This window comes from Mesorhizobium sp. C372A, from assembly GCF_030323245.1.
Lineage (GTDB): Bacteria > Pseudomonadota > Alphaproteobacteria > Rhizobiales > Rhizobiaceae > Mesorhizobium.
Genome location: NZ_CP100475.1, coordinates 56,185 through 80,716 on the forward strand (window position 1 = coordinate 56,185; position 24,532 = coordinate 80,716).

Sequence of the window (24,532 nt, forward strand, 5' to 3'; positions counted from 1 at the left end):
AGCATGGTGCGAGAGACACCATGCCCAGCATCAGGAGGGTCACTCGGTCCATAGCGGCACGAGCCTCCCGATGATATTTTCGGTCGGCACCGGCCCGAAATAGCGGCTGTCGAACGAGCGATTTTCGTCGCTGCCGAGTAGGAAAACCTCGGCAGCGGCGAGCTTTCGGCAGGCATTCCACGAAGGCAGCGGACGGTGCTGCGTGTCGGTTGCAAGCCGGCGCGCGACAATCTCGCCGCCGATGATGATGGCGTCGCCGAAGGCGCAGACGTGCTCGCCAGCCAGCGCGGCAAGGTGCTTGACCAGCGGCACGTTGCTGGGCAGATAGAAGCGTTCGGCGGCCAGATCGACGACCGGTTTTGGCGGGCGGACGAGTACGAGATCACCAAGAGCCGGCGATCCGGACGCGACGCGATAGAGGCCGACCGGCGCACTCGCCGAGGCGTTCCAGACCAGCCAGGGCGATGGTTTGCCGAAGGCGGCGAAGCCGATCAGGGCAAGGCCCATCGTGGCCATGGCGATCGTCTTGCGCGCCCGAATGCGCCGCAGATGGCTGCCGATCAGATGGATGGTGGGACGCCGGCTCATGAGCGGCCTCCCTCGCCGGCCGAGCCGGAATCGTGCCCGCCGTCCTCGGGCCCGGTCTCCTGCGCGTGCCCCTTCGACCAATCGTCGAGTTCGTCGATGTGATAGCGGACATAGCGGCCGTGCTTGCGGAATTGCGGGCCGCCGCCTTTGAGGCGCATCTTCTCCAGCGTGCGCTGGGACAGCCCGATATAGAAGGCCGCTTGCGCGGTATTGAGAAACGGACTGCCCTTCTTGGCGCGGGCTGCGCGTTCGTTTTCGTCGTCCATGATGATCCTCGTTTCGCTACGGACAAGCGTAGGCGAGGATCGGCGAGCGAGATCGTTTTGGGGACGGGCGAAGAGTGGGGGGCGAGTTTTCGCCGCCCCCTTCGGCGGCCTCACGGGTCCTGAGAGAGGACCCCGCGCCGGTGGCGGCGCGGGGCTTTCCGGATCGGCCGGTTAGTCGACCGGGTTCCAGATGATGGCGTAAGTGTCGTCGTCATCCTGGCCGGCGGCGCGGCCGAGATTGGCGTAGAGCTTGCGGGGGCCAAACTCGGGGGCGGCAATCGACAGGCTCACATAGTCCTTGCCGGAGGTCTCGCCGGTGCGGATCCAGCCCGCACCCACTTCGACCCCTTGCGTCAGCACCCGGAAGTCGGGATGGGTGTCGGCGCTCTTTGCCTGATTGGGCACGATATCGATGTCGGCGCGGACGCTGAGCGTCTTGAGCTGGCCTTTGTAGCCGCCGTTTTCCTGTTTGGTGACGTATCCGATCGCGGTCATTTCCAGTCTCCTCTTGGTGCTCGCAAGGGACCATTCCCCTGCGATGGCGGACCGTGATGGGCGCGTCCGGACCGCCGGAACCGGGACGGCCGCAGCGATAGCGGAGGACCCGCGCGGGCAGCTTTTTTGAAGCGAAGCGGCGCGAGGAAGCCGCCGCAGGCGGCGGGGAAAAAAGCTGCCGGCGAGGGTTTCGGGCGGGCCTGATCCGCCCATAGGTCGACAAGCCAGCCGCAGGGAATGGTCCCCGAGACACAATGGAGACAGGTGGCGCGATCGGTGACACAAGAAGCCGGCCGCAATGCAGAGCGCCGGCTGCGCGGGCTCTGTCGGCAACCGGATCGGACAATTGGCCCCATGGGCCTTTGGCGCCTCAGCAAGCAACCCGGCGAGGTGCGGGGCTGCCGAAATGGGGCGAACTGGCGTCGGAATTTCTCGCGCGCGGCACTGGCTCGACAAGACGCCCAATCGGCAGCCGGCGTGGCCCGTAGCGGCGCGCGCGACCTGAGCGGCGGTAATCGAGAGAACCGCCGCTCGGGCCCTGATCGACTATTCGCGCACGAACAGCGGCTGCACTTGTGTCCACTGATCGGGGTGCGGAGCCGCTGCGGCTGGTGTAGCTTTCGGCCGGGAATTTCATCCAGCGCGGCAGCCAGGTCTCGACCCAGGGGCGGCCATTCTCGCCCGCCAGGAAGTCGCGGATGATGTTCTTTTGCGTCTTGACCTTCTCGGCGACATTGCCGTCCGCGACCAGCTTGCCGCCGACGTCGGCCAGCATCGAATTGGCGATTTCCTTGTCGCGCAAGAGGTCGAAGAAGGCATCGTCCGGTTGCCACCATATGCCCATGTCGACGTTCAGGTGGTTGCCGAGCGCCTCGACGACGGCGCTGCCGGCTGCAAGCGTCTCGGCCACGACAAGGGTGAGAACGCGCATGACATCGTCGTCGCAGAGCGCCAAGAGGCGCGCGAACACGCCGGCGATAGCAACGGCGTCGCCATTGCCGCCGGCGACCAAGCTATCCTCATCCGGTGATCCGAGCAGGGCCAATACCTCGCGCCGCTTTTTGCCGAATGCGGCTTCAGCCTTGCAGCCGGCAAGGCTGGCAGTCACCGTCTCGTTGGCTGCGCGCTGCGGCTCAGGCCGCACCTGCCACAGGCCCGAACCGGTGATGGCGTGCGCCACCACGAGGCGCAGCGCCACGGCGGGATGGTCGAGCATGGCTGCGCGCACGGCGGCATGGCGATGCAGATCGATATAGTTGTGCATCGGGCCGGTGACTTCGGGGCGCGGCAGCTTGGCGGCTGTTTCTTCTTGCTCGCCGCCCTCGCGGGCGCGGCGGGCTTCCTTGCGTGACAGCCAGCCCTCGTGACACTCGACCTCGCCGCGATGCGAGACAGTGATGACGATCTTGCCGCCCTTCTTCTTCGGGGTCTTCTCGTGGTCCATGCGTGGAAATACTGGCCCGGTTCCAGCGCACAACCTCGCTCCAGCCCTCGTTGAGATAGGTGTCGCGTTTGGTGGCAATCGCTTCGTTCTGCTTTTGCCAGAACAGGTCGGCATCGGCGAAATAGCTGTCGTCGCCGAACAGGTCCGAGGTGATCAGGCCGGGATACTCCTCGATAGCAAACAGTGCCACCTTGGTGGAAATCGACTGGCCGCCGAACAGCCATTGCTTCAATTGATAGCCACGCGGCGCGTATTGATCGGGATCGGCACAGAGTGCCAGCCAGTCCTTCTGCTGCGCCTTGGAAGACATGGTGAGATGGCGCACCGGCTCGGTGTCGATCTCCTCGCGCCGATAGGCTTCGCGGATTTTGGGCAAGAGGTTGCCAAGCGCCAGAATGCGTTTGACCTTGAGATCAGTGATGCCGAAGGTCACAGCGATGTCGAGAACGGTGCGGCCTTGCCTGACAAGCCGCGAAACGTCTCCCATTGCCATACTTCGTCAGGATCGAGGCGGGCGAGGTTTTCGATCAGGAAGCTTCGAGCGCATCGGCGTCGTCACCGTCCTCCATGATGGCGCAGGGCAAGGGATCGCCTTCACCGCGCTCGTCGGCAAGCGATTTCGCGGCGAAATAGCACCGCCTGCCGGGTTGTCCCCGCCGCGGAGGCCGAAGGCCGACGCGGCGGGACGGTTTTTGCGCCTATCGGCGCTGCTGTTCCGCCGTGTCGGGCGGAAGCTCGGAATGGGGCTTTGATAGGGCGTCTGCTGCCTGCCGCAGCAGTCGCTCGGCCTCGGTGACGTGGCTGCAAAATGCGGGCGGCTTCGGCATGGACGGAGATCGGAAAGCGCGCCTGGAAATGCAGGTCGCGCTCTATGCCGAGGCCAAGCGGCCCTTTTACGGATGCAAGCTCGGCCAGACTGACGCTGCCAAGTTCGGGGAAGCCGAAGCCGAGATCGCAAAGACCGAACAGCGTGTCGCCATCGGCGTCGAGTTCGCTCAGAAGCGAGGTCGCGGCACCTGTCGGATCCAACAGTTTCACAACGGGAAAATGGTCGATGTCGGCGCCGGCGGCGCCATGGGCGAGCAGTCGTGCGCGCAGTGGATTGGTGATCAGTATCATGGAAAGACTCCTTGTCAGAACGGGTCGCGTTGACTTCTTGCGTCCGGCGGGAGAAAGGTTCACCGGACCTTCCTCTGATCCGCCTCCCCATTAGAGACCGACCTCGAGCAGCTTTGCGCCGCGCGCGGACACATCGGCGCGTCCATCAGGAGGGTTTGCCCGCGTGGTGATCGGCTGGACGCCGGGAATGAGCGTCTGCTCCTTTGCGGCGTCGGCTCGGTCGCGGTCAGTTGAGGTCGCGCATCGTCATGCCGCAATGCCTTCTTGCGCCTCGCCTTCCGCATCGGCCGGAAGGCCAAACAGGAAATCAGCGGCCTTCGAAGCTAGGCTGGCGGCACGGAATATAGCGCGGTTGTCCTCGCGCAGCACCTTCAGCCATGAGCCGATGTAATCGGCGTGACGCACGGTCGGCTCGATGCCGAGATTGCTGCAGACGAAGGCGGCAGTGATTTCGGCGACCAATTCTTCACGCGCGTAGGCCTTGGAGCCGAACGAGCCGGAGAGGTCGCGAGCAAGCCGCGTCGGGTGGCCGGTCCAGTGGCCTAGCTCGTGAAAGCAGGTCCGGTAATAGTCGATCTGCTGATGGAACGCTGGCTGCGGCGGCACCTGAATGTGGTCGCTGCACGGCATGTAGAAAGCGCGATCGCCGCCGACCCTGAAATCCGCACCGCTGGCGAGAATGAGCGTCTCGGCCTGCGGCACGATCTCGCACTGTGGCAGCGGCTCGGCAGGGGCATGGAGGTGTTCCGGAAGATTGTCGCATTGCGCGACATTGAAGACGGTAAAGCGCTTCAGAAAAGGCACGGCCTGTGGTGCATCGCCCTCGTGGCGTGCGCGCTCCTTCTCGTTCTTTGGGACAAAGCGGTCGGCATGCACGATCGTCGTGCCGCGCTCGCCCTTCCTGACATTGCCGCCCAGGGCAAGCGCCTGCCGGAAGGTCAGCCATTTCTGGCTGGGATAGCTGCGCTCGATGACGGCGCCCCACAGGATGAGGATATTGATGCCGGAATAGGTGCGCCCCGTGGACGCATTCCTCGGCAGGCCGAGGCCTGCTTTTGCGCTGCCCCATGGTTTGACCCATGGCACGGTGCCGCGCTCCAGCTCGGCAATGATGCGGTCGGTGATCTCCTGATAGAGGCTTGCGCCTGGGCGCCTGCCCTTGCCTGCGCCAGCCTCTCCGCTGGTGGTACGCTTGCTGTTTGCACGCATGTGTTATCCTCCGCTCGCCAATCGCCGCGCCTTTCCCCGGAAGCGGGGTGGGCGGCGAGTCGCGACCGGAAAGGCCCGCCGTGGTAGGCGGACCGCATCCGAAGGACCGGAACGAAGAGGAGGACCCTGAGCGGCACGCGAAGGGTTGCGGGCTGCCGCGGCGGGTCTAGAAGGGAGTGCCGCCCGCCCCGCGCCACCGGGAAAGGCCAACAGACAAACCGCGCCGCCCGCAAGGGCGGCGGCCGTCACAGCCCGAAGGGCTGCCCACGCCAAGGGGCGAAGCCGAATGGCCGAGACCGCCTGAGCTTGCCGAAGAAAAGCGGGCTCGGTTCACGAGCACCTGGTGCGCGTCGTCAGGCGCGCGGGCGCCCGCCAAGTTTTTTCGCACATGGTCAGGCGCCGCAGTTACGTCGAGAACCAAAAGGCATCGGCGCCGTGCGCGCGGCTTCCTCCGAAAACCAGCGCTCGCCTTTCAACAAATTGAGGCGTTGTCCCACTCAATATTCCTGTCCGTGATCATGATAGATGCGGCGCGCCCGCTAGGACCGGAGGCTGGAGAGAATCTCGCACGGATCAGCGTCAAGGGCCGCAGTTATGTCGAGAAACTCGATGACATCGAGACGCCGCTCTGCGCCCTCGTACTTGGCCACGAAGGATTGGGGACGACCAAGCTTGTCAGCCAGCTGCTTCTGGGTCAGGCCTTTGGCCTTGCGCAGCAAAACCAGCCGGGCCAGGAACCGCTGGTGGCGGGGCGATCGAAGGGATTTGGGCATGGAGGCGAACCGGTCGGGTAAAGACCGGATCAGCGACTAATCCCGGTTTCGGATTATCCCATTTTGGGATATACTGCCTGCGCTCACAGGCGAGGTTCGCAGGCATGAATGGACCAATGGGAACAGATGAGACTCGAAGCTCAAGTTTGAGCGATGAAGTCCCCTGGTCGGAGAACCTCACGAGCTACGACAGGGAGCATTTCACGATCTACCTGCGGATCCTGGATGCCTGCGCCGAGAATGCCAGCGAAAAGGAGATGGCCGAGCGCATCCTCGGCATCGACCCGTCCATTGACCCGGTCCGCGCCCGCAAAGCTCTTCGCAGCCATATCGACCGTGCGAACTGGATGGTGACGACCGGCTACAAGGAACTGTTCGCCGGCTGATGCACAACGCCCAATGCCACGTGTTTCGATCAGGCAAGTCTCTGTAGCCAAATTCGGCAGCGCACGGCCGCGACAGCGGGCGCTGCGGGAGCGGTCACAACTGGTTCGCGTACTGTTTGACTGCCATTTCCAGTGCTTGCATCAAAGGCACAGCCTTGGAGAAGAGGAAGCCTTGGGCGGTTCGGCAACCAAGCTTGTGCAGGGTTTGCCGATCCGCCTCTGTTTCGACGCCCTCGGCCATGACCTCGATCCCGAGCATGTCACCGAGTTCGATGACGGATTTGACAAGCAGTCGGTCCTCTCGGGACTTGGCCAAGCCGCGAATGAAGCCTTGGTCTATTTTCACCTTGCGTATCCGACGGTTCTTGAGAGATGCCAAGGTAGAAAAGCCGGTGCCGAAGTCGTCGAGCGCGATGGAAATACCGGCATGCGAAAGCCGTCCGAGCTTTTCATCCACTCTGTCCGGATCCACCGGCGATTCTTCGGTAATCTCGATTTCGAACATCGTCGCAGGCAGGCCTCTTGCGGCCAGACCATCCAGAACCATGTCGTCGATATCGCCGGCTTCCAGTTCGCGCGGGGAAACATTCATCGCCACACGAATGTTACGACAGTCAGCTTTCACCAAGCCGTCGATAAAAGCACAACAGTCGGCGAATACGGTTTGCGTCAGCAGCTGAAGCATTCCGGTTTCGCGTGCGGCTGTGATGATTTCGGGTGGAGAGATGGCACCATGTGTCGGATGGGACCATCTCAGCAAGGCTTCAAAACCGACCACGGCCTCGGTGTCGAGTTTCACGATCGGCTGGAACCAAGGTTGCAATCTTCCCGTCTTTATCGCCGAATGAAGGTCCCGTTCGATGGACTGGCGGCGTTGGAGTTCCCGGTCGAGTTCGGCATCGAACAGGCAAAATTCGTTCCTGCCATGGCGCTTGGCCGTATAAAGGGCGATATCGGCCCGCAACAGCATTTCAGTCAGGCTCGACGTCTGCGCCAAGTATATCCCTATCGATGCCCCGACGCGCACGGACGCGACCCCGACATAGGGGCGAGCAATTTTGGCTATGATATTGGAGGCGAGATCACTGGCAGAAAGCGAAGCTCTCGTTGAGGGAAAAACCAGCACGAATTCATCGCCGCCGATACGAGCTAGCGTTGAGCCTTCCGGTGCTTCCTGCTCTATGCGGCGGGCGATCATGACAAGCAGTTCATCACCGGTCCTGTGACCGTAGGTGTCGTTGACAGATTTAAAGCCGTCCAGATCAATCAGCATTGCCACGAAGGGGCCATCCGCGGTCTTGAACCGACCGATGGCGTGTTCAAGGCCCCGCCTGTTGAGAAGGGCGGTCAAATGGTCCTCCCTGGAGTTGCGCTCCATTTCCGACGCAAGTCGCTCTGCCTCATGTCTCAGGCGGCTTGCTTCGCGGAAGCGCGCCTGCCCAACAAACGAAGCTCGGACCAAGCCGCCCATGAAGAGCAGAACGGTGAAAGCCAGAATGTAGCGTTCAAAATTGCCTTTCGCCAAAAGGCACGCCACCGTGATGAGGAGTGGAGGTGTGATGAAGCTGGTCGCCGCCGCGGCATACGAACTGCCATATGTAACCGCACCAGCTGAAATGCCCGCCAGTATGACCAGATGCATCGGTGCTTGAGGTGTTGTGTATCCAACAGTCAGCACGGCCGGGAAGGACCAGGCAAACCCTGCCAGAAGGGCAAGGACGCCAAACATGCGAAGGCGCGGCAAAACGCCAAGCAAATCCTGATGGCGCCCCGTTTCCTTTAGCTGAAAACGGGCGAGTGCAAGCCGGGCGGCATTTAGCGCATTGACGACCAGGAACCAGCTTGCAGCGGCAAAGCCGCCGCCAGAAAGGGCCTGCACCCCGCAAATCAGGCCTGACAGGATCGCGCTTATCGGCATCGACACGAAGAGCCCGGCCCTCAGGTCAGCAAGCTGATCCTGACGGATTTTGGCCTCCAGCGATTCTTCTTTCTTTAGGGGTGCCATGAATGGACCAGCTTGCTTCCGTCATTGTTCGCGAGGACCAAACCTATGCAAGCCCACTGAAGGACGGGTTAACTACCCAGCGAGGGTAACCAGTGCGCTCACCATGCTTCGGGTCACACCTTTGGCTTAGCATTGCCGAATCATCAAGGTTTCGCCCGCGCGCGTGCCTTGATCCGAATCATGCCATGATCGGCAACGTCACCAGGAAGCAGCCTTGCCCGCGACGCTGCGAGCCAGCAAGACAAAGAAGCCGCGCCGAGACAGCGCTCCAGAGCGGTAGCGCTCTGTGCGATTCACCGCCTGAGCATGGCCGAAATGCCATGGCGGACAAAGGGAAGATGTTGGGCAAAGCGGAGCCCAGCATGTCTTGCAAGCCGTGCCGCCGGGTGCTCGCTTGAGTAAAGACCGACAAGCATGTTGGTGGCATGATAGAGCGGCGCCGCCGACAGCCGCAGCCGGCTTTCGTATCTGCCGAGCATGTCGGGATCGGCAATGTCGCGGCGGGCGCGACATGCTGTCAGTATTTTATGAGCGAGTTGCTTCTGGCCGCTGAGGCCGATGTTGAAGCCATGCGCGGTCACCGGGTGCATGCCGATGGCAGCGTCTCCTATAAGTGCCGCACTCGGTGCCGAGAACTTGTGCGCCCAGGTCGTGACCAGCGGATAGGCATGGCGGGTGCTTGCCAGGGTCATCTGCCCGAGGCGTCCTCGACACCGGTTCATCAATTCCATGAGGAACAATTCGTCATCGAGAACAGACAGTCTATCGGCCTCGATTGAGCGCAAAGTCAGAAGCAGCGACGACACGCCTTCCATGAGCGGCAACATCGCTATGGTCTGATGGTGGTCGAACCATTCGACCGCGATCTGGTGATGGAAGCGCTCGTGCCTCACTCGGCAAATCAGCATGGAGTGGCCAAGCGGATGGATGTTGGCGCCAATGCCGAGCAGGTCGCGCATCGCGGACAAACGCGAATCCGCTGCTACGAGCAGCCGAGCGGCCAATTGCCTGCCATCAGAAAGCGTTATGACCGCCTCGTCGTCGCTGGTTGTTGCATTCACGACCGAGTTGCCGCACAGCAGCCGGGCATGATCCTGGAAGTAGACAATTTTGAACAGGGCATCGCGGATCCGACAATTTGGGACCAGAAATCCGAGTGGTTCCCCAGATCCGCTGCGAGTATCGAAGCACAGGGCGAAAGGGCTCGATCCGTTGAGCACGCGCGCGCCATGAAGCGGTGATTTGTCAGATGCGGGCATGGCGTCCCAGGCGCCGAGCTCGCGAAGGATTCTCACCGATGCGTGCGTCAGCGCGATCTCGCGACCGTCGAAAGCCGGATTCGCCAGGCTGTCGATCGACTGCCGTTCAACCACTGCCACCTTGAGTCGGCTCAGGGCGAGCGATGCTGCGAAGGCAAGTCCGACCGGCCCAGCTCCGACGACAATGATGTCGAATGTGTCGACAGAGCCGGCCATCAGCGTGCCGCCATAGCGGCTATCTGCGATACGAAGCGCTCTTGAAGCATCGCAATCACCCACGGTTTGCCGCTCATCTCCCCATCGTCGATAGACATGCGTTCTCCGTTGGAAGCCTGGTCAATGAAACCACGCCGACGAAGAGATAACGCTGATCTGGATCAACCAGGCTCGATAACCCGGCAACGGCGGGTTCACGGTCGAGTGGTCGATTGCCGTGAAAACGTTTGCATGTCTAGGCATTCTGAATGGTCGGCTTCCCAATCGCGGGCCCCTACTGGCCAAAGGTTCGGCAACGTATTGTGGCTGATCCGTTCTTCGCACGCGCGCCGATATCATCATGACGAGGCAATCCAGCAAAGACTCGGTCGACTGACGACCAGCATCCGCACGGTCGTTGGGCGCCGCCAACCGGTTCAGCCTCGCGGCTCTTCCCGATCGATAAGGATCCGCTGGGCGGAGCCGTCGAGATCTTCGTATTGGCCGCTCTTCATATCCACAGGAAGCGCCGGTCCAAGCCCCACCAAAACAGGCAGCGGCCATCGCATTCCGTCAGGACGGGCATCTTGCTGCCGATAGCGTGCTCTCCGCCCATGACGGGCGCTAGACGCCGAAGGAACTCGCCGACAGCCTCATGTCCAAGTGATGTGGGAAGGGAGCAGAACCAAAGGGACTCTGCTCCGCGTCCCCGCCTTTTCCGCAGCTATGAAACCTTCACCGAACGGATCCGTACTGAGGAGGAGGCCGTCCTTGACTTGCCCGACGCCGGCAACCTTCTCAGCCGCAACGATCGCTGCCTTCCGCTGACGCTCGTCGACAATCGCCCCCTTCAGTTCGACAAGGCCGTCGCTGACCCTCACATCGATCAAGTCACCACCGCTCCAGGTTTGTGACTGCAGTTCGGCAAGGATAGCCTTGCGGATCAGGTCGTCATCGGGTGGCGTGGTTCCCTGTTTCGGCATGGCGCGGATCAGGACAAGCAGCAAATCAGTTCGCGTGATGATGCCGATGACCCTGTCCCGATCGACAATTGGAAGATTGTTGATGCGATGTTGCATCATCAGGTCGACAATATCTGCAATCGAGGCGCTAGGAGGCGCCGAGATGACGGGTGTGGTCATCACCTGATGGATGATCCGTCCGTTCGAGCGCGCATAGTCATTGGCGACTGTGCCCGGGCCAAGATCAAACTCCAGCCAGCGCGGACGCACACGCTGGGTCCCAAGTTCTTCTCGGCGCAAGAAGTCGCTTTTGCTTACAATACCAATCAGGGTGCCGTCGCTGTCTGCTACCGGCAGGCAGCTGACCTTGTTTGAAAGCATGAGCTCGACCGCTTGCGCGATCGTCGCGTTCGCATCCGTCGTGATGACTGGCTTTGTCATTATGGATTCGGCTTGCATCCTCACCCTCCTGATCTTTCGTCGGACGACGATAGGACATCCCGACCCGCGGCGCGTTGATCTGAGTCACTTGGAACGAGGAGGATTCTCCGCGCCGTCGTCGCGGTCGATTAGAATGCGCTCCGCAGCGCCATCGAGATCATCGTACTGGCCGCTTCTCAACGCCCACAGGAAGCCGGACAGGCCGAGTGCGCCAAGGAACAACGCCACCGGAATGAGATAGGCGAGCGTCGTCATGAAGATCGGGCCAAGGCGCCGGCCCGCGCGGGCCTGCCCTGCCGCGCTGTTTCGGACGACACACCCGTTGCGAAGCCTTGCAGACGCATTGCGTTTCCAATCACAAGCAATGACGAGGCAGACATCGCGACCGCCGCGATGAGAGGCGTAACGTGGCCCAGAATGGCGATCGGCACGGCCACAGCATTGTAAACGATCGCAATTGTTATGTTCTGTCGGATCAGGCTTCCCGCCTTGCGCGACACGTCCAGCGCCAGCGGGATCGCCAAAAGGCTTTCGCGCAGAAAAACGAAGTCGGCTGCATTGCGGCCAATGTCGGCCGCCGTGGCGGGTGCGATCGAGACATGCGCGGCGCTCAGCGCCGGTGCGTCGTTGAGCCCGTCGCCAACCATCAGAACCTTGTGCCCGTCTCTCGCCAGACTCTCGATGCGTTCAACCTTGCCGGACGGGAGCAGGCAGGGAACGAAGTCATCGACACCGAGCACGTCCGCAATCTCGGCGCAGGCTTTCGCGGTATCGCCCGACAGCATTTCCACGCACATACCAGCGTTGCGCAGTTGATCGATCGCTGCCCTGGTGTCGAGGCGTAGCGCATCTTCGAAAACGAAGGATGCGACAATCATGCCGTTTTTCGTCAGCACTGTTCCGCCGTAGCCATGTTTGCCTTCGCCGCCGGTTCGCGCCTTCCAACCAGCCCATCCGCGTCGACCCAGCCGCCAGGTGATACCGGCGGCGGTGGCTTCGATCCCGAAACCCGGGTGCTCGGTCACCGCGTCGAATTTGTGCTGGCTGCTGCTGACGGCAAAGCCGGCAATGGCCTTTGAATATGGATGACGCGAATGCGCGGCCAGGTCGGCAGCGATTGCCAGCATGGCGGGATCGATCGACGACGTGTTGACGAGCCTGGGCTGGCCAAGCGTGAGCGTGCCGGTCTTGTCGAACACGGCTGTATCGATCGCTGCCAGGCGCTCCATGGCCGAGCCGTCCTTGACCATGATGCCATTCTCAAACAGGCGCCGCGCGGCGACCACCTGAACGATTGGGACGGCGAGGCCAAGCGCGCAGGGGCATGTGATGATGAGAACAGCGATGGCAATCGTCATCGCCCGATGCCAGTCGCCGGTCGCCGCCATCCAGCCCGTGAATGTTACCAATGCGGTGAGATGAACCACGGGCGCGTAGAGTGCCGACACGCGGTCGGCGATACGGCGATAGCGGGCGCGACCACCTTCGGCGGCCTCCATCAGCCGAACCATTTCCGCCAAGAACGAATCCTTCGCGGCGGCTGTGGCCTCTACCGTCAGCGGACCGGTAAGGTTGAGGACGCCGGCCTGCACGGTGTCTTCCGGCGCCACGCTACTGGGCGTGCTCTCGCCGGAGACCAGGGAGCAGTCGACGTCCGATGTCCCGCGCACAATTTTGCCATCGACAGGGATTCTTTCGCCGGCGGCGATCAACAACAGCATGCCCGGTTCGATCTCGGCCACCGGCAGATAGCCCCGAGCGCCATCGCCGCGCAGCACCATGGCGCCGCGCGCGGCCAATTGTGACAGGCTCTTCACAGCGGTGCGGGCGCGTTCCCGCATCACGTGATCGAGCGTGCGACCGATCAGGAGGAAGAACAGCAGCGATACCGACGCGTCGAAATAGGCGTGGTCGCCGTGGGTGATCGTCTCATAGAGGCTCATGGCGTAGGCCAGCGACACGCCGACGGCGATCGGCACGTCCATGTTCATGCGGCCGTGGCGCAACGCATTCCACGCCGACTTGAAGAAGATGCCGCCGGCGAAGGCCAGCGCAGGAATGGCGATCAGGGCCGAGACCCAGTGGAACAGGTCGCGGGTGGCGCCCTCGGCGCCGGACCAGACCGACACCGAGAGCAGCATGATGTTGCCCGCAGCAAAGCCGGCAACAGCGACGGCGCGGATAAGCTCCGAAAGCATCTTGTCCTTTGCATCAATCTCGGCTTCGAACAAATGCGCCTGATAGCCGAGCCGGCCGAGCACAGCGACCAATGGTGGAGCCTCGTCGCCGCGCCAGCGGACTGAGACCCGCTTTGTCGACAGGTTCACGCGAGCTGCCTCGACGTGATCGAGTTTTCCCAACGCCGTCTCGATCGTCTGGATGCAGGCGCCGCAATGAACGGTCGGCACCGAAAGGTCGGTCTGATGAAGGTCGTCGCCAAGCGATCGGCTCGCCAGCCTGATTTCCTGGCTGGAGGGCAGGACCGAGGTGCCGCTGACCAGATCCAGCGCTATTTCAGCACCGGGTGCACAACAGCTCATTGCAGCGCTCCATGGGAGATCATGATCCTGCGTACATCGCGATAAGGTCTGGCCAGGCCGGCTTCGGCGTCGATTTCGACAATCCACACACCATCCCTTGGCATGTGCTGCGCTGCAAATTCCTGGCCCGAGGCGGGGGCGAGCGTGACGGACTCATCCTCTTTCTCGTAAGCGGGATGGCGAAACAGCGCCTTCACGCCATGCAGGGAAACCGGTTTGCCCGCGGCGTCGATGATGCAATAGCGGACTTCGCCCCATGCGATGGTCAACTGGCCGGTCCAGCCAAGCGCTGCCTGCGCACGGCCTTCCTCGGCCTTCTTGTTGAATTGTTGGCTCGCCACATAGGTATTTTCGACGACAAGGCCGGTCCAGCTTGTGTTGGCAAGCGTCGCCATCGTCACATTGACCGCGATGACCACGCCGAAAAAGGCAAGGATCGTGGCCAACATGTGCCTGCCGGTGAACTCGCGGGGGTTTCGCGTGGTGGCGTTCATCTGGCGATCTCCGGCGAGTTGAAGGTGGCGGTGTATTCGTTGGACTCGAAGCTGACCTTGTCTTCGACCCGGAATGTGAAGGTCTGCGCCTGGCCATGAATCTGATCAGCAGGCAGGCGCACGAAAACCTTCAACATCTTCAGCCGGTCGGGTTCGACCTGGACTGCAAAGGAGCGATCGGCGGGGAGATCGACGCCAACGATGCTCATCTCTGCGCCTGGCAAACCCCCGAGGGTGACGATAATCGTTCTCGGTTCGGGGATCATGTTCAAGAGCTTGACGGTATAGCCATTGCGGATCGAGCCGTCCGAGAGCGTCACGAATTGCGGGTTGCGGTCGTGCAGGACATTGATTTCGAGCCGGTCGCGCGTCAGCAGCGAAAAGAGCAGGCCCAGCCCGATCAGCGACCACATGGCCATGTAGACATAGGTTCGTGGCCGAAAGATCTTGCGGATATGGAAATGCGCCACCCTGTCCGAAAACAGGCCGTCATCCGTCCTGACCAGTGATGGATCGACCGAGCTGGCGCCGCCGGCGGTGGCCAGGATCATGTTGGCGTTGTAGTCGGAGAGCGTCGCGTAGGAGATCAGTCCTCGCGCTTTGCCGAGCTTGTCCATGACGCCGTCACAGGCATCGATGCAGAGCGCGCAGGTGATGCATTCGAGTTGCTGACCGTCGCGTATGTCGATCCCCATCGGACAGACGGCGACACAGGCATTGCAGTCGACGCAATCGCCGACGGGATGCCCTGCGGCAAGAACCTTCTTGGCGTGACGCGTGCGCGGTTCGCCGCGCCAGTCATTGTAGGTGACGGTGAGCGTGCTCTCGTCGAGCATGGCTGCCTGGATGCGCGGCCATGGGCACATATAGGTGCAGACCTGTTCGCGCATCAGCCCGCCAAACGTGTAGGTCGTCGCCGTCAGGACCGCGACGGTGATGTAGGCGACAGGCGCTGCCGTGCCGGTGAAGAGTTCGCCGAGCAGCGTCGGCGCATCGGCGAAATAGAAGATCCATGCGCCACCAGTCGCTGCGGCTATGACCAGCCAGATGACGTGTTTCGATGCCCGCAGCACAAGCTTACGAGTGGTCCAAGGACCGGCATCGAGCTTGATGCGTGCGTTGCGGTCGCCCTCGATCGCGCGCTCGACGACCAGGAACAGATCGACCCATACGGTCTGTGGGCATGTGTAGCCACACCAGGCACGGCCAACAGTCGATGTGATCAGGAAAAGACCGACGCCGGCCATGACCAGAAGGCCGGCGACATAGTAGAATTCCTGGGGCCATATCTCGATGAAGAAGAAATAGAAGCGCCGGTTGGCGACATCGAGCAGCACGGCCTGGTCCGGGCTAAACGAGCCCCGATCCCAGCGCAGCCACGGCGTCAGATAGTAGATGCCGAGCGTGATCGCCATCACGATCCATTTGAATCGGCGAAAGCTGCCCGAGGCCCGCTTCGGGAAGATCTTCCTGCGCGCGGCATACATTGGCTGGCGCACCTTGGCGGAGTTGAACGTCGTGGGTTCGATCCGTTCTATTTGCGTGTTATCGAGCACGAGAAGCTCCAGTCACCAGCGACGATTTCGCCGGAAGCCGACTCATCGGTTCTGGATGATGCCGAGGCCCGGCTTGCGCCGGGCCTCGTCGCTTGGCGGGAGGGGGAGGACGAGAATAGGCTGCTTTCCTATTCTCCGCCGCCAAGCGAATGGATGTAGACCGCCAGTTCCTTGACCTTGATCTCGCCGAGGCGCGCGCCCCAGGCCGGCATCACGCCGTGTTTCGGTGCGGTTACCTGGGCGGCGATGGCCGCTTCGCCTGACCCGTAGAGCCAGATGGCGTCGGTCAGATCTGGAGCGCCGAGTTCCTTGTTGCCTTTTGCATTGTCGCCATGACAGGCCACGCAGTTTTCGGCAAAGACCTTTGCGCCCGGCGCGACCAATGCTTGATTGACGACGGCCCCCGACAGACTGGCGACGTAGGCGCTGACCTGTTTGATCTGGTCGGCGGTGATGATGTCGGCAAAGGCGGGCATTTCCGACAGGCGCGTATCCGGATCGGAGGCGAAGCGAATGCCATGGGTGATCGTCTGCTGAATCTGGTCCGCCTTGCCGCCCCACAGCCAGTCGTCGTCGTTAAGGTTGGGGAAGCCCTTGGAGCCCTGGGCGCCGGAACCATGGCACTGCACGCAATTGAGCTTGAACGCGGCACCGCCGGCGGCGACGGCGAATTCGCGCAGCGTGTCGTCCGCCGCGATCTCCGAAACACTTTTCGCTTCTATCGCGGCGACATATTTGCCCTTGGCTGCTTCAGCCTTGGATAACTCGTTCCCGACATCGTTGCGACTGGAATAGCCGAGCACACCCTTGGTTGTCGTGTGTAGCAGAGGCCATGCCGGATAGGCGATCGTGTACCCGATCGCCCAGACTATGGTGATGTAGAACGTCCAGACCCACCAGCGCGGAAGCGGGTTGTTGAGCTCCCGGATGCCGTCCCACTCATGACCGGTGGTTGAGATGCCGGAAACCTCGTCGATGTGATCGCTGCTCATGATCAGTCCTCCTTCAGAGGAATTTGAGCTGCTTCGCCGGCTTGCCTGCGGCTTCCGGGACGAACTGCAAAGGCAACAGATCCGATGAAGAAAAGAGCCATGGCAAGTAGGCCCCAGCTGTCGGCAATTTCCCGCATGAAATTGTACGTCATGGCCATTGTCCTCAGCGGTAGCCGGCGGTCTCATCGTAGTTCTTGAAATCGACCAGCGTGCCCAGCATCTGGAGATAAGAAACCAGCGCGTCCATTTCGGTGACTTGCTGCGGGTTGCCGTCGAAGTCGCCGATCTTGGCCTTGGGGTAGCGGGCCTCGAGGCCGGATGTGTCGGCGTTGGGATCAGCCTGCGCCATCAAATCGGCATTGGCGTTGGCGATCATGTCGTCGGAATAAGGGACGCCGACGCGCCTGTTGGCGACCAGATGCGTCGAGAAGTCCTTCACCGCGATCGGCTTGTCCTTCAGGAAGGCATAGCTCGGCATGATCGATTCCGGCACCACGGACCGTGGATCTGTCAGGTGATCCACGTGCCACAGGTTGGAATACCGGTCGCCAACGCGGGCGAGATCCGGTCCGGTGCGCTTCGATCCCCACTGGAAGGGGTGGTCGTATATCGACTCGGCCGCCAGGCTGTAGTGGCCGTAGCGCTCGACCTCGTCACGGAACGGCCTGATCATCTGGCTGTGGCAGAGGTAGCAGCCCTCGCGGACATAGATGTTTCGCCCGGCAAGTTCGAGCGGCGAGTAGGGGCGCATGCCTTCCACCTTCTCGATCGTATTATCGAGATAGAAGAGCGGCGCGATCTCGACGATGCCGCCGATTGTCACGACCAGCAGCGACCCGAGGAGGAGAAGTGTAGCGTTCTTCTCGATGACCGCGTGTCTGTTCATCAACCTCATTTTCCGTCTCATCATCGCGCAAGCTGGAGGGCGGGGGTGGAGCGCGGCATCGGATCCTGCTCGCGCCGGTAGCCGAGGATGGTCATGGCGATGTTCCAGGCCATGATCAGGGTGCCGGAGAGGTACATGGCCCCACCGATGGCGCGCATGATGTAATAAGGGTGCATAGCGGCCACGGTTTCGGCGAAGGAGTAGACCAGGAAGCCCTGCTCGTCGTATTCGCGCCACATCAGGCCCTGCATGATGCCGGACACCCACATCACCGCGGCGTAGACAACGATGCCGAGCGTCGCCAGCCAGAAATGCCAGGTGACGAGCCTGAGCGAATAGAGGCGTTCACGGTTCCAGAGCTTCGGCACCATGAAGTAGATCGCGCCGAACGAGATCATGCCGACCCAGCCGAGTGCGCCGGAATGGACGTGGCCAATGGTCCAGTCGGTATAATGCGACAGCGAGTTGACCGTCTTGATCGACATCATCGGGCCTTCGAAGGTCGACATGCCGTAGAAGGCGATGGCCATCACCATCATGCGGATGATGGGATCGGTGCGCAGCTTGTCCCAGGCGCCCGACAGCGTCATCAGGCCGTTGATCATGCCGCCCCATGACGGCATCCACAGCATGATCGAGAACACCATGCCAAGCGTCTGCGCCCAATCGGGCAGGGCGGTGTAGTGCAGGTGATGCGGCCCGGCCCAGATGTAGAGGAAGATGATTGCCCAGAAATGGACGATCGACAGGCGGTAGGAATAGACCGGCCGGTTGGCCTGCTTGGGCACGAAATAGTACATCATGCCGAGGAAGCCGGCGGTGAGGAAGAACCCGACGGCATTGTGGCCGTACCACCACTGCGTCAGGGCGTCCTGGACTCCGGAAAATGCGGAATAGCTCTTGGAGCCGAGAAAGGAGGCCGGCATCGACAGGTTGTTGATCACATGCAGCATCGCGATGGTCACGATGAAGGAAAGATAGAACCAGTTGGCGACGTAGATGTGCGGTTCCTTGCGCTTCAGGATGGTGCCCAGAAACAGGATCAGGTAGCCGACCCAGACGATGGTCAGCCAGATGTCGACATACCATTCGGGTTCCGCATATTCGCGGCTCTCGGTGATGCCGAGCAGATAACCTGTCGCGGCCATGACGATGAAGAGCTGGTAGCCCCAGAACACGAACCAGGCGAGATCGCCACCGAACAGCCGAGCGCGGCATGTGCGTTGGACGACATAGAGAGACGTGCAAAGCAACGCATTGCCGCCGAAGGCGAAGACGACGCCCGAGGTGTGCAGAGGCCGCAAGCGGCCGAAGTTGAACCAGGGCTGGATGTTGAGATCGGGATAGGCAAGCTGCAGCGCGATGACCACCCCGACCACCATGCCAACCACACCCCAGAACATGGTGGCGATGGCGCCGTAGCGGATTGGCCCGTCCATGTAAGCGGACGGGTCGATCGGAGCGGCAGGCTTGAACTCAGTGTTACGCAGTAGGATCGCAGTGAAGCCAGCCAAGGCGAAGAACAAGACCCACATATGCTGGCGAAAGGGTTCATCCACCCCAGCGCCAGCCGCCACCAAAGCCGCGAATGCGAACAGGCTTAGAAGCACGATTTCTTTGCCGAATTTCATCGCAAGCCCCGATTTCCAATTCCGGCGGATGCCAAACCGCGGTGCCTTATTGCGCAGCCGTCGCCTGCTCGCCCTGATCCATGTCAGAGCCGCACCATTTTGCTCGAGCAGCATCGAGTTCGGTGCGATCAGACTGCGACGATCGAATGTGGAAGCGCACCACCGGCCGCCCGTTTATGGAAGGGGCCTGGCGTCCCCGGTCGGGCCCCGGGTGCGGAGGCGACCGCGGGCGTGTGGGGGAGCGCACCTTCTGCGACGCTGGAAAGCAGGTCGACGCCTTACCGAACCCCGCGTTCAATGCCTTGGAACAGCCAGCGCCAGCGTTACGCTGCCGTCGTGACATTCATGGCTTGGGGAGACGGCGATTTTCCCCTGCGGATGAGGCGTATTGACTTCGCCAAGTGTGGATGCTTCGCCGACGAGCCGAAAGGCAACTGGCGCATACGATCGGATGGAGAACGGGCTGTCGCTACGCGACTTCTTCTGAGCCCAACGCGAGCATGCCCTGCCCCGAATGAAGTAAGTGACGGGGGCCATGCAGCTTCTGCGTCATTCAAACGGCTGTAGCGCCTCGGCCGCCGCAGCGCCGTTCCAGCCGGCTCATGCTGTCCACGGTGACGCGGCGGTTGTTCTCGATCCGAATCACGCCGTCCATTCTCAGGCTGGTCAGCTGACGGCTCACGGTCTCGTTTGTGATTCCAAGGAAATCAGAAATGTCGGCACGCGTCATCGGCAGCTCGAAGCACGTCGAGCTAGCCGTCGGGTCAACATTGGAGTCGATGTTCCGGGCAATCATGAGGAGAAAGCTCGCCACCTTCTCTGGTGCGGTCTTGCGCCCCAGAGTCACCATCCATTCGCGTGCCTCGTCAAGTTCGTTCAGCGCCTGCTTGAGCAGGCGATGCACAAATTCGGGTGACTGCTTCATCATCCGTTCGATGGCCGCTCTGGGAAACGAGCATAGCGAGACAGCTGTTGCCGCTTCCGCATTGATCGCACTTTTCATCTTGAAGGGCCGACCCAGAAAATCCGGGGCGAACTGCAGGCCGACAATCTGTTGGCGTCCATCTGACAGGCTCTTCGTGAGCTTCACCACGCCTGAAAGCACGTTCGAATAACAGTCGACCGCCTCGGCGTCGCCGATCAGTTCGACCCCCGGCTCGATATTGTGCCGCGACGACGTCTTGGCGAGCTGAGCCAAATGGTCTGGCTCTAGCGCGCCACAGACACCGCGGCGCCGTGCCTCGCAAGACAGGCAAAGAACGGGGATGCCGGAACTGTGAATATCCTGCCGTAATGTCATTCGATCGCTCTACCGGTCCGTGCGGGCAGGATAGCATCCACGGTAGAAAAATCCTTGCGGCAGTTTGTCCGTGCTGAAGGTTGATCGAAATCAGGGCTTAGGCTCATCCAAGCATCCACAGTTCGGGCGACGCAAACACGGTGGACCACGACATGCGACAAAAGCTAGTTGCCAGATTTGGCGAGAACGTCCCGCGCTACACGAGCTACCCGACCGCGCCGCATTTCAATGCAAGCGTTGACGCTACCGTTTGTCGTGGCTGGCTACAGGGGCTCGACGAGGGCGACGAAATCTCGCTCTATCTGCACATCCCATACTGCGACAAGCTTTGCTGGTTCTGTGCCTGCCATACCAAGCAGACACGCCATTACGAACCGGTGACCACATATCTGCGCTCACTGCATGCCGAGATCGCCACCGTCGCCAGTCTTGTTGGAGGCAAAGGTCGTGTGCGTGCCCTCCATTTCGGCGGTGGTTCGCCGACGATGCTCAAGCCCGAAGATATGGTGGCGCTGGGAACCGCCCTGCGCAACAGCTTCGGCTTTCTTCCCGGCGCCACGATCAGCGTTGAAATCGAACCCAACGATATGGACGATGCCCGCCTCGATGCGCTTGCCGAAATCGGCATGACCCGTGCGAGCCTCGGCGTCCAGGATTTCGATCCGAAGGTGCAAAAGGCAATCAACCGCGAGCAGAGCTTCCTGCAGACCAAGACGGTCGTCGACGGCGTTCGTTCGCGCGGCGTCGAATCCGTCAATCTGGACCTGCTCTACGGTCTGCCGCACCAGACCAGGGAAAGCGTCGCTTCTACGGTCACGCAGGCACTGACCCTGGAACCGGATCGGATCGCACTGTTTGGCTACGCGCATGTACCGTGGTTCAAGAAACATCAGACGATGATCGACGAGGCCTGGTTGCCGGGTCCCGCGGAGCGCTTTGCCCAGTCGCAACTGGCTGCACAGGCGATTGTAGACAATGGATACGAGGCAATCGGGCTCGACCATTTCGCCAAACCGGGCGATGCGCTGGTGATTGCGGCACACACCGGGACTTTGCACCGGAACTTTCAGGGCTACACGGACGATTGCTGCGAAATCTTGATCGGGCTCGGCCCGTCATCCATTAGCCAGTTTCGGCAAGGCTATGCGCAGAACATGCCTTCAACCAGCGAATATAGACGCACGGTTGATGACGGCGGGCTGGCCGCCGTTCGGGGTATCGCACTTTCCAACGACGACCGCGTTCGCGGCTGGATCATCGAACGTTTGATGTGCGACTTCGCCTTCTCGGCCATCGATCTGGTGGAACGCTTCGGCGAGGCCGGCCAGACGCTCCTCCTTCAGTCAAGTTCCATGGCCCTCCACGATCCGGTTCGATTGCTTGAACTTGATGGCGACAGATTCGTTGTGCCGGCTGAAAGTCGCCCTTTCGTCCGAAGCATCGCGGCCAGGTTCGACAAATATTTCGAAGCTGGAACGGCCAGGCACTCGGCGGCAGTCTGAGCACTCAGAGGAACGGTCATGCCTCTCAGTCGATCATGGACCGCGGTACGTTTGTTGATCGGCGACCGTCTATCGAGACAAGATTCTGAGCGGACCAGACGCGTCTTGGCGCAGCGACGATATCGTCCGCTCGAGCCCTGCCTGTCGGATCATGGTTGTCGGCGACAGCTCCCTTCGACCTGAACCACCCGTTCACCCGAATTCTGCCGGCGCAGTTCCAGTGGAAAGGGCCTGGGCTAGACGGCTCTCTTGTTACCCCAGAGCACAACGTGCAGCTGCGGCAGCACGCGGGCCTCGAACCATCTGTCGCGGGTCACGCTGTCAACCAGCCACTCCATGCGCTTCAATATTCCGTCAAGGTCGACAGGCGCGTCATCATTTGTGGGGTGTGGCGGCGTGTGATTGCCGGGCTGCAGATAGATCGGAAGTTGCGGAAATTGCGCAGCGGCGTCTTTCGCGTAAGTGTAGTCCCTTTCGTCGAAAACAATGAGCTTGAGCACGACTTGGGGCTTGCCTTGTGCCGCCTGGAGGCACGCCTCGACAGCGGCCCAATCTGTCGTCATTCGGCTTGACGGCGGCTTTGGGCTGAGGATCAGCACGTCAAGCTGCGCAAACCAGTCCCTGGCAAGCGACCCTTGGGTTTCCAGCGCAAAACGGTAACCGTCACCATGGCCCCGGTCGATGAGCGCGCCGAGCGGCTGGATGGCCGGATTGCCGCCTGATAGCGACACCATCAGCGGGCGGCCACCGGAAAGGGCAAGCACATTTTTCCACACCGCCCCAACGGACATCATCTCCCATTCATGGCGGAATTGATTGTCCACAGCATGGAGGCTGTCGCACCAGGAACAGCGATAGTCACACCCGCCGGTTCTGACGAAGATCGTCGGCAAACCTATGAGCACGCCCTCGCCCTGGATCGTCGGCCCGAAAATCTCGCTAACGCGGATTGCGGGATGAGTATTCGTCATGGCCGGTATTCCGCCCAGGTTTTCGGCGTTTCGCTCACCCGCACGGCCGCGGTTTCGCTCAGGCGTGCCTTGCACCAGTCGTAGAAATGTCTGGCCAGATATTCCGCCGTGACTTGCTCGTGTCCCAGCACGTCGTTGAGATGCCGGTGGTCGAAGCTCTCGTCGATGTAGCGTTTGAATGGCGCCAAGTCGTGGTAGTCGCGCACGAAGCCGTGATCGTCCAGTCCATCCGCTGAAAGCTCCACTTCGACGATGTAGTTATGTCCGTGCAGGCGCGCGCATTGGTGATCGGGTGGCAATGAGGTGAGCTGATGCGAGGCTGAGAAGTGGAATTCCTTGGTGATGCGGAACATTACGCGGTGGTCCTTCGCAGCGCTCCGAGCCAGAAGTCGGAGTCCTCATACTCGGTTGGGTCCGGGTGCCCAGCGATGTGAAACGCCTCACGCCGCTCGACGCAGGTCCCGCACCTCCCGCAATGACGCTCGGCGCCCTTGTAACAGGACCAGGTCTGCGCAAACGGCGTGCCGTATGTGGCTCCATCCGTAACAATGTCCGCCTTCGTCAGGTTCACATAGGGTGCATAAAGGCGAATCTGCGCGTAGCCGTCGAGCGCGTGGTCCTGCATCATCTGGAAAGCGTCGATGAAGGCCGGACGGCAATCGGGATAGACAACGTGATCCCCACCATGCACGGCCGTCGCCACTGCGTCAGCGTCTTGCGCTGCGGCGAGGCCGAAGGCAATGGCCAACATGATGGCGTTCCGGTTGGGCACCACCGTTATCTTCATCGTGTCTTCGGCATAGTGCCCGTCGGGCACGTCCACATTGTCGGTCAGCGCGGAGCCGGAAAGGTCGCCGCCGATCTCGTGGATATCGATGATTCGCTGCGGGACACTCAGGCGCTCCGCGCAAAGGGTGGCGAAGCCCAATTCCTTCCTATGCCGTTGGCCGTAATCGAACGATAGCAGGCCGGTCAGCTGGTGCTCCGCTGCCACCTTGTGGGCAAGAGTAACGGAATCCAATCCGCCGGAGCAGACGACGAGAGTCTTCATCGTTGGGTCCTTGTTTTAACCGGGTAGGCTGCGACCGGAGATTTCTCTGCGCTCCAGTACTTCAGGAAAACCATTTTGTGAAGTGAACGGAGACGAATTCGTGCGCTTGCGTGCGATGCGCAAAAAGCCTTCGCGGTGAGCTGCAAGGACACGGACTGACGAGACGTCACCCTTCAGCGGAATGCTCAAAGTCGAACGCTTCTCGGGGACAAAGTTCTCGACGAGCAGAGCCTGTCGGTCCCGAGCGCCGAGCGAGCCCATTGCAACGGTTTCGGAGTACAAAGCCGAGATGGGCTTGCCGCAAACAGCTCACTTACCAGGGATGTTCAGCGATGCCGAAATCCAGATATCGGGGTGGATTATGAGATCAATTGTCGCGACAGCTTTGGCTGGCCTGCTCGTCGCGCTTCGTAGATGCAGCGCATTCCACGTCAGGATCATTTTGATGAGCACGCCCTCAATGGATA

Annotated in this window: 24 protein-coding genes and 1 pseudogene; 2 read left to right on the top strand and 23 right to left on the bottom strand. The window is 61.3% G+C overall.

Annotated features, from left to right (window positions below):
* Positions 1-39: 39 nt before the first annotated feature.
* The 7 genes and pseudogenes from NLY42_RS00210 to NLY42_RS00240 form a co-directional block, all read right to left on the bottom strand.
* On the bottom strand, positions 40-588 hold the full coding sequence (locus NLY42_RS00210; RefSeq protein WP_023685538.1) for a S26 family signal peptidase: 549 nt from the start codon (positions 586-588) through the stop codon (positions 40-42).
* On the bottom strand, positions 585-854 hold the full coding sequence (locus NLY42_RS00215) for a helix-turn-helix transcriptional regulator (RefSeq protein ID WP_023672373.1): 270 nt from the start codon (positions 852-854) through the stop codon (positions 585-587). Before NLY42_RS00215 ends, NLY42_RS00210 begins: the two co-directional genes overlap by 4 nt.
* Before the next feature lie 171 nt (positions 855-1,025).
* Positions 1,026-1,349: a DUF736 domain-containing protein gene (locus tag NLY42_RS00220; RefSeq protein WP_023672372.1), complete on the bottom strand. Its 324-nt coding sequence runs from the start codon at positions 1,347-1,349 to the stop codon at positions 1,026-1,028.
* 370 nt (positions 1,350-1,719) lie between these two features.
* Positions 1,720-2,613: a hypothetical protein gene (locus NLY42_RS00225; RefSeq protein WP_023740427.1), complete on the bottom strand. Its 894-nt coding sequence runs from the start codon at positions 2,611-2,613 to the stop codon at positions 1,720-1,722.
* 878 nt (positions 2,614-3,491) lie between these two features.
* Positions 3,492-3,912: pseudogene (locus tag NLY42_RS00230) on the bottom strand (DUF2958 domain-containing protein).
* Positions 3,913-4,158: 246 nt separating this feature from the next.
* On the bottom strand, positions 4,159-5,121 hold the full coding sequence (locus NLY42_RS00235) for an ArdC family protein (protein WP_023753774.1): 963 nt from the start codon (positions 5,119-5,121) through the stop codon (positions 4,159-4,161).
* A gap of 539 nt (positions 5,122-5,660) precedes the next feature.
* Positions 5,661-5,894 (bottom strand): helix-turn-helix domain-containing protein, encoded by a 234-nt coding sequence (locus NLY42_RS00240; RefSeq protein WP_023708050.1) that lies wholly within the window; start codon positions 5,892-5,894, stop codon positions 5,661-5,663.
* 104 nt (positions 5,895-5,998) lie between these two features.
* Between NLY42_RS00240 and NLY42_RS00245 the strand changes: the two genes are divergently transcribed.
* Positions 5,999-6,280 carry a DNA -binding domain-containing protein gene (locus tag NLY42_RS00245; protein WP_081731646.1) on the top strand — a complete coding sequence of 94 codons (282 nt, stop codon included), beginning with the start codon at positions 5,999-6,001 and terminating at the stop codon, positions 6,278-6,280.
* A 94-nt stretch (positions 6,281-6,374) separates the two neighbouring features.
* Here the strand turns inward: NLY42_RS00245 and NLY42_RS00250 are convergent, their stop codons facing one another.
* From NLY42_RS00250 to NLY42_RS00305, 13 genes are all read right to left on the bottom strand, one after another.
* Positions 6,375-8,285, bottom strand: coding sequence for a putative bifunctional diguanylate cyclase/phosphodiesterase (locus NLY42_RS00250; RefSeq protein ID WP_023753772.1), 1,911 nt, complete (start codon positions 8,283-8,285; stop codon positions 6,375-6,377).
* A gap of 293 nt (positions 8,286-8,578) precedes the next feature.
* Positions 8,579-9,760 carry a 5-demethoxyubiquinol-8 5-hydroxylase UbiM gene (gene ubiM, locus NLY42_RS00255; RefSeq protein WP_023746201.1) on the bottom strand — a complete coding sequence of 394 codons (1,182 nt, stop codon included), beginning with the start codon at positions 9,758-9,760 and terminating at the stop codon, positions 8,579-8,581.
* Positions 9,761-10,176: 416 nt separating this feature from the next.
* Positions 10,177-10,308: a cbb3-type cytochrome oxidase assembly protein CcoS gene (gene ccoS / locus NLY42_RS31665; protein WP_081732297.1), complete on the bottom strand. Its 132-nt coding sequence runs from the start codon at positions 10,306-10,308 to the stop codon at positions 10,177-10,179.
* 84 nt (positions 10,309-10,392) lie between these two features.
* The gene (locus NLY42_RS00260) at positions 10,393-11,160 is read right to left on the bottom strand and encodes a CBS domain-containing protein (protein WP_023707010.1); all 768 of its coding nucleotides are present in this window, start codon (positions 11,158-11,160) and stop codon (positions 10,393-10,395) included.
* Between the two features lie 66 nt (positions 11,161-11,226).
* Positions 11,227-11,397 (bottom strand): cbb3-type cytochrome oxidase assembly protein CcoS, encoded by a 171-nt coding sequence (ccoS, locus tag NLY42_RS00265; protein ID WP_023697810.1) that lies wholly within the window; start codon positions 11,395-11,397, stop codon positions 11,227-11,229.
* On the bottom strand, positions 11,394-13,682 hold the full coding sequence (locus NLY42_RS00270) for a cation-translocating P-type ATPase (RefSeq protein ID WP_023753771.1): 2,289 nt from the start codon (positions 13,680-13,682) through the stop codon (positions 11,394-11,396). Before NLY42_RS00270 ends, ccoS (NLY42_RS00265) begins: the two co-directional genes overlap by 4 nt.
* Positions 13,679-14,176 (bottom strand): FixH family protein, encoded by a 498-nt coding sequence (locus NLY42_RS00275; protein ID WP_023753770.1) that lies wholly within the window; start codon positions 14,174-14,176, stop codon positions 13,679-13,681. Before NLY42_RS00275 ends, NLY42_RS00270 begins: the two co-directional genes overlap by 4 nt.
* Entirely contained in the window at positions 14,173-15,732 is a 1,560-nt protein-coding gene (gene ccoG / locus NLY42_RS00280) for a cytochrome c oxidase accessory protein CcoG (protein WP_023753769.1), read from the bottom strand. The genes NLY42_RS00275 and ccoG overlap by 4 nt, the downstream gene beginning before the upstream one ends.
* A 128-nt stretch (positions 15,733-15,860) precedes the next feature.
* A complete protein-coding gene (gene ccoP / locus NLY42_RS00285) occupies positions 15,861-16,724 on the bottom strand; it encodes a cytochrome-c oxidase, cbb3-type subunit III (protein ID WP_023707014.1) in 864 nt (287 codons plus the stop codon).
* A gap of 2 nt (positions 16,725-16,726) precedes the next feature.
* On the bottom strand, positions 16,727-16,876 hold the full coding sequence (locus NLY42_RS00290; RefSeq protein ID WP_023707015.1) for a CcoQ/FixQ family Cbb3-type cytochrome c oxidase assembly chaperone: 150 nt from the start codon (positions 16,874-16,876) through the stop codon (positions 16,727-16,729).
* A gap of 11 nt (positions 16,877-16,887) precedes the next feature.
* On the bottom strand, positions 16,888-17,619 hold the full coding sequence (gene ccoO / locus NLY42_RS00295) for a cytochrome-c oxidase, cbb3-type subunit II (RefSeq protein ID WP_023716338.1): 732 nt from the start codon (positions 17,617-17,619) through the stop codon (positions 16,888-16,890).
* Between the two features lie 11 nt (positions 17,620-17,630).
* On the bottom strand, positions 17,631-19,241 hold the full coding sequence (ccoN, locus tag NLY42_RS00300) for a cytochrome-c oxidase, cbb3-type subunit I (RefSeq protein ID WP_023750566.1): 1,611 nt from the start codon (positions 19,239-19,241) through the stop codon (positions 17,631-17,633).
* A 553-nt stretch (positions 19,242-19,794) separates the two neighbouring features.
* A complete protein-coding gene (locus NLY42_RS00305) occupies positions 19,795-20,541 on the bottom strand; it encodes a Crp/Fnr family transcriptional regulator (protein WP_023708062.1) in 747 nt (248 codons plus the stop codon).
* Positions 20,542-20,693: 152 nt separating this feature from the next.
* On the opposite strand from NLY42_RS00305, the gene hemN reads away from it, so the two are divergent.
* On the top strand, positions 20,694-22,043 hold the full coding sequence (gene hemN, locus NLY42_RS00310; protein WP_023753768.1) for an oxygen-independent coproporphyrinogen III oxidase: 1,350 nt from the start codon (positions 20,694-20,696) through the stop codon (positions 22,041-22,043).
* A gap of 236 nt (positions 22,044-22,279) precedes the next feature.
* Here the strand turns inward: hemN and queE are convergent, their stop codons facing one another.
* From queE to queC, 3 genes are read right to left on the bottom strand one after another with little or no spacing between them, the layout of a single operon-like run.
* On the bottom strand, positions 22,280-23,014 hold the full coding sequence (gene queE, locus NLY42_RS00315) for a 7-carboxy-7-deazaguanine synthase QueE (RefSeq protein WP_023707020.1): 735 nt from the start codon (positions 23,012-23,014) through the stop codon (positions 22,280-22,282).
* Positions 23,011-23,367, bottom strand: a complete 357-nt coding sequence (gene queD / locus NLY42_RS00320) for a 6-carboxytetrahydropterin synthase QueD (RefSeq protein WP_023673552.1) — start codon at positions 23,365-23,367, stop codon at positions 23,011-23,013. The genes queE and queD overlap by 4 nt, the downstream gene beginning before the upstream one ends.
* Positions 23,367-24,065, bottom strand: coding sequence for a 7-cyano-7-deazaguanine synthase QueC (queC, locus tag NLY42_RS00325; RefSeq protein WP_023697800.1), 699 nt, complete (start codon positions 24,063-24,065; stop codon positions 23,367-23,369). Before queC ends, queD begins: the two co-directional genes overlap by 1 nt.
* Positions 24,066-24,532 lie beyond the last annotated feature (467 nt).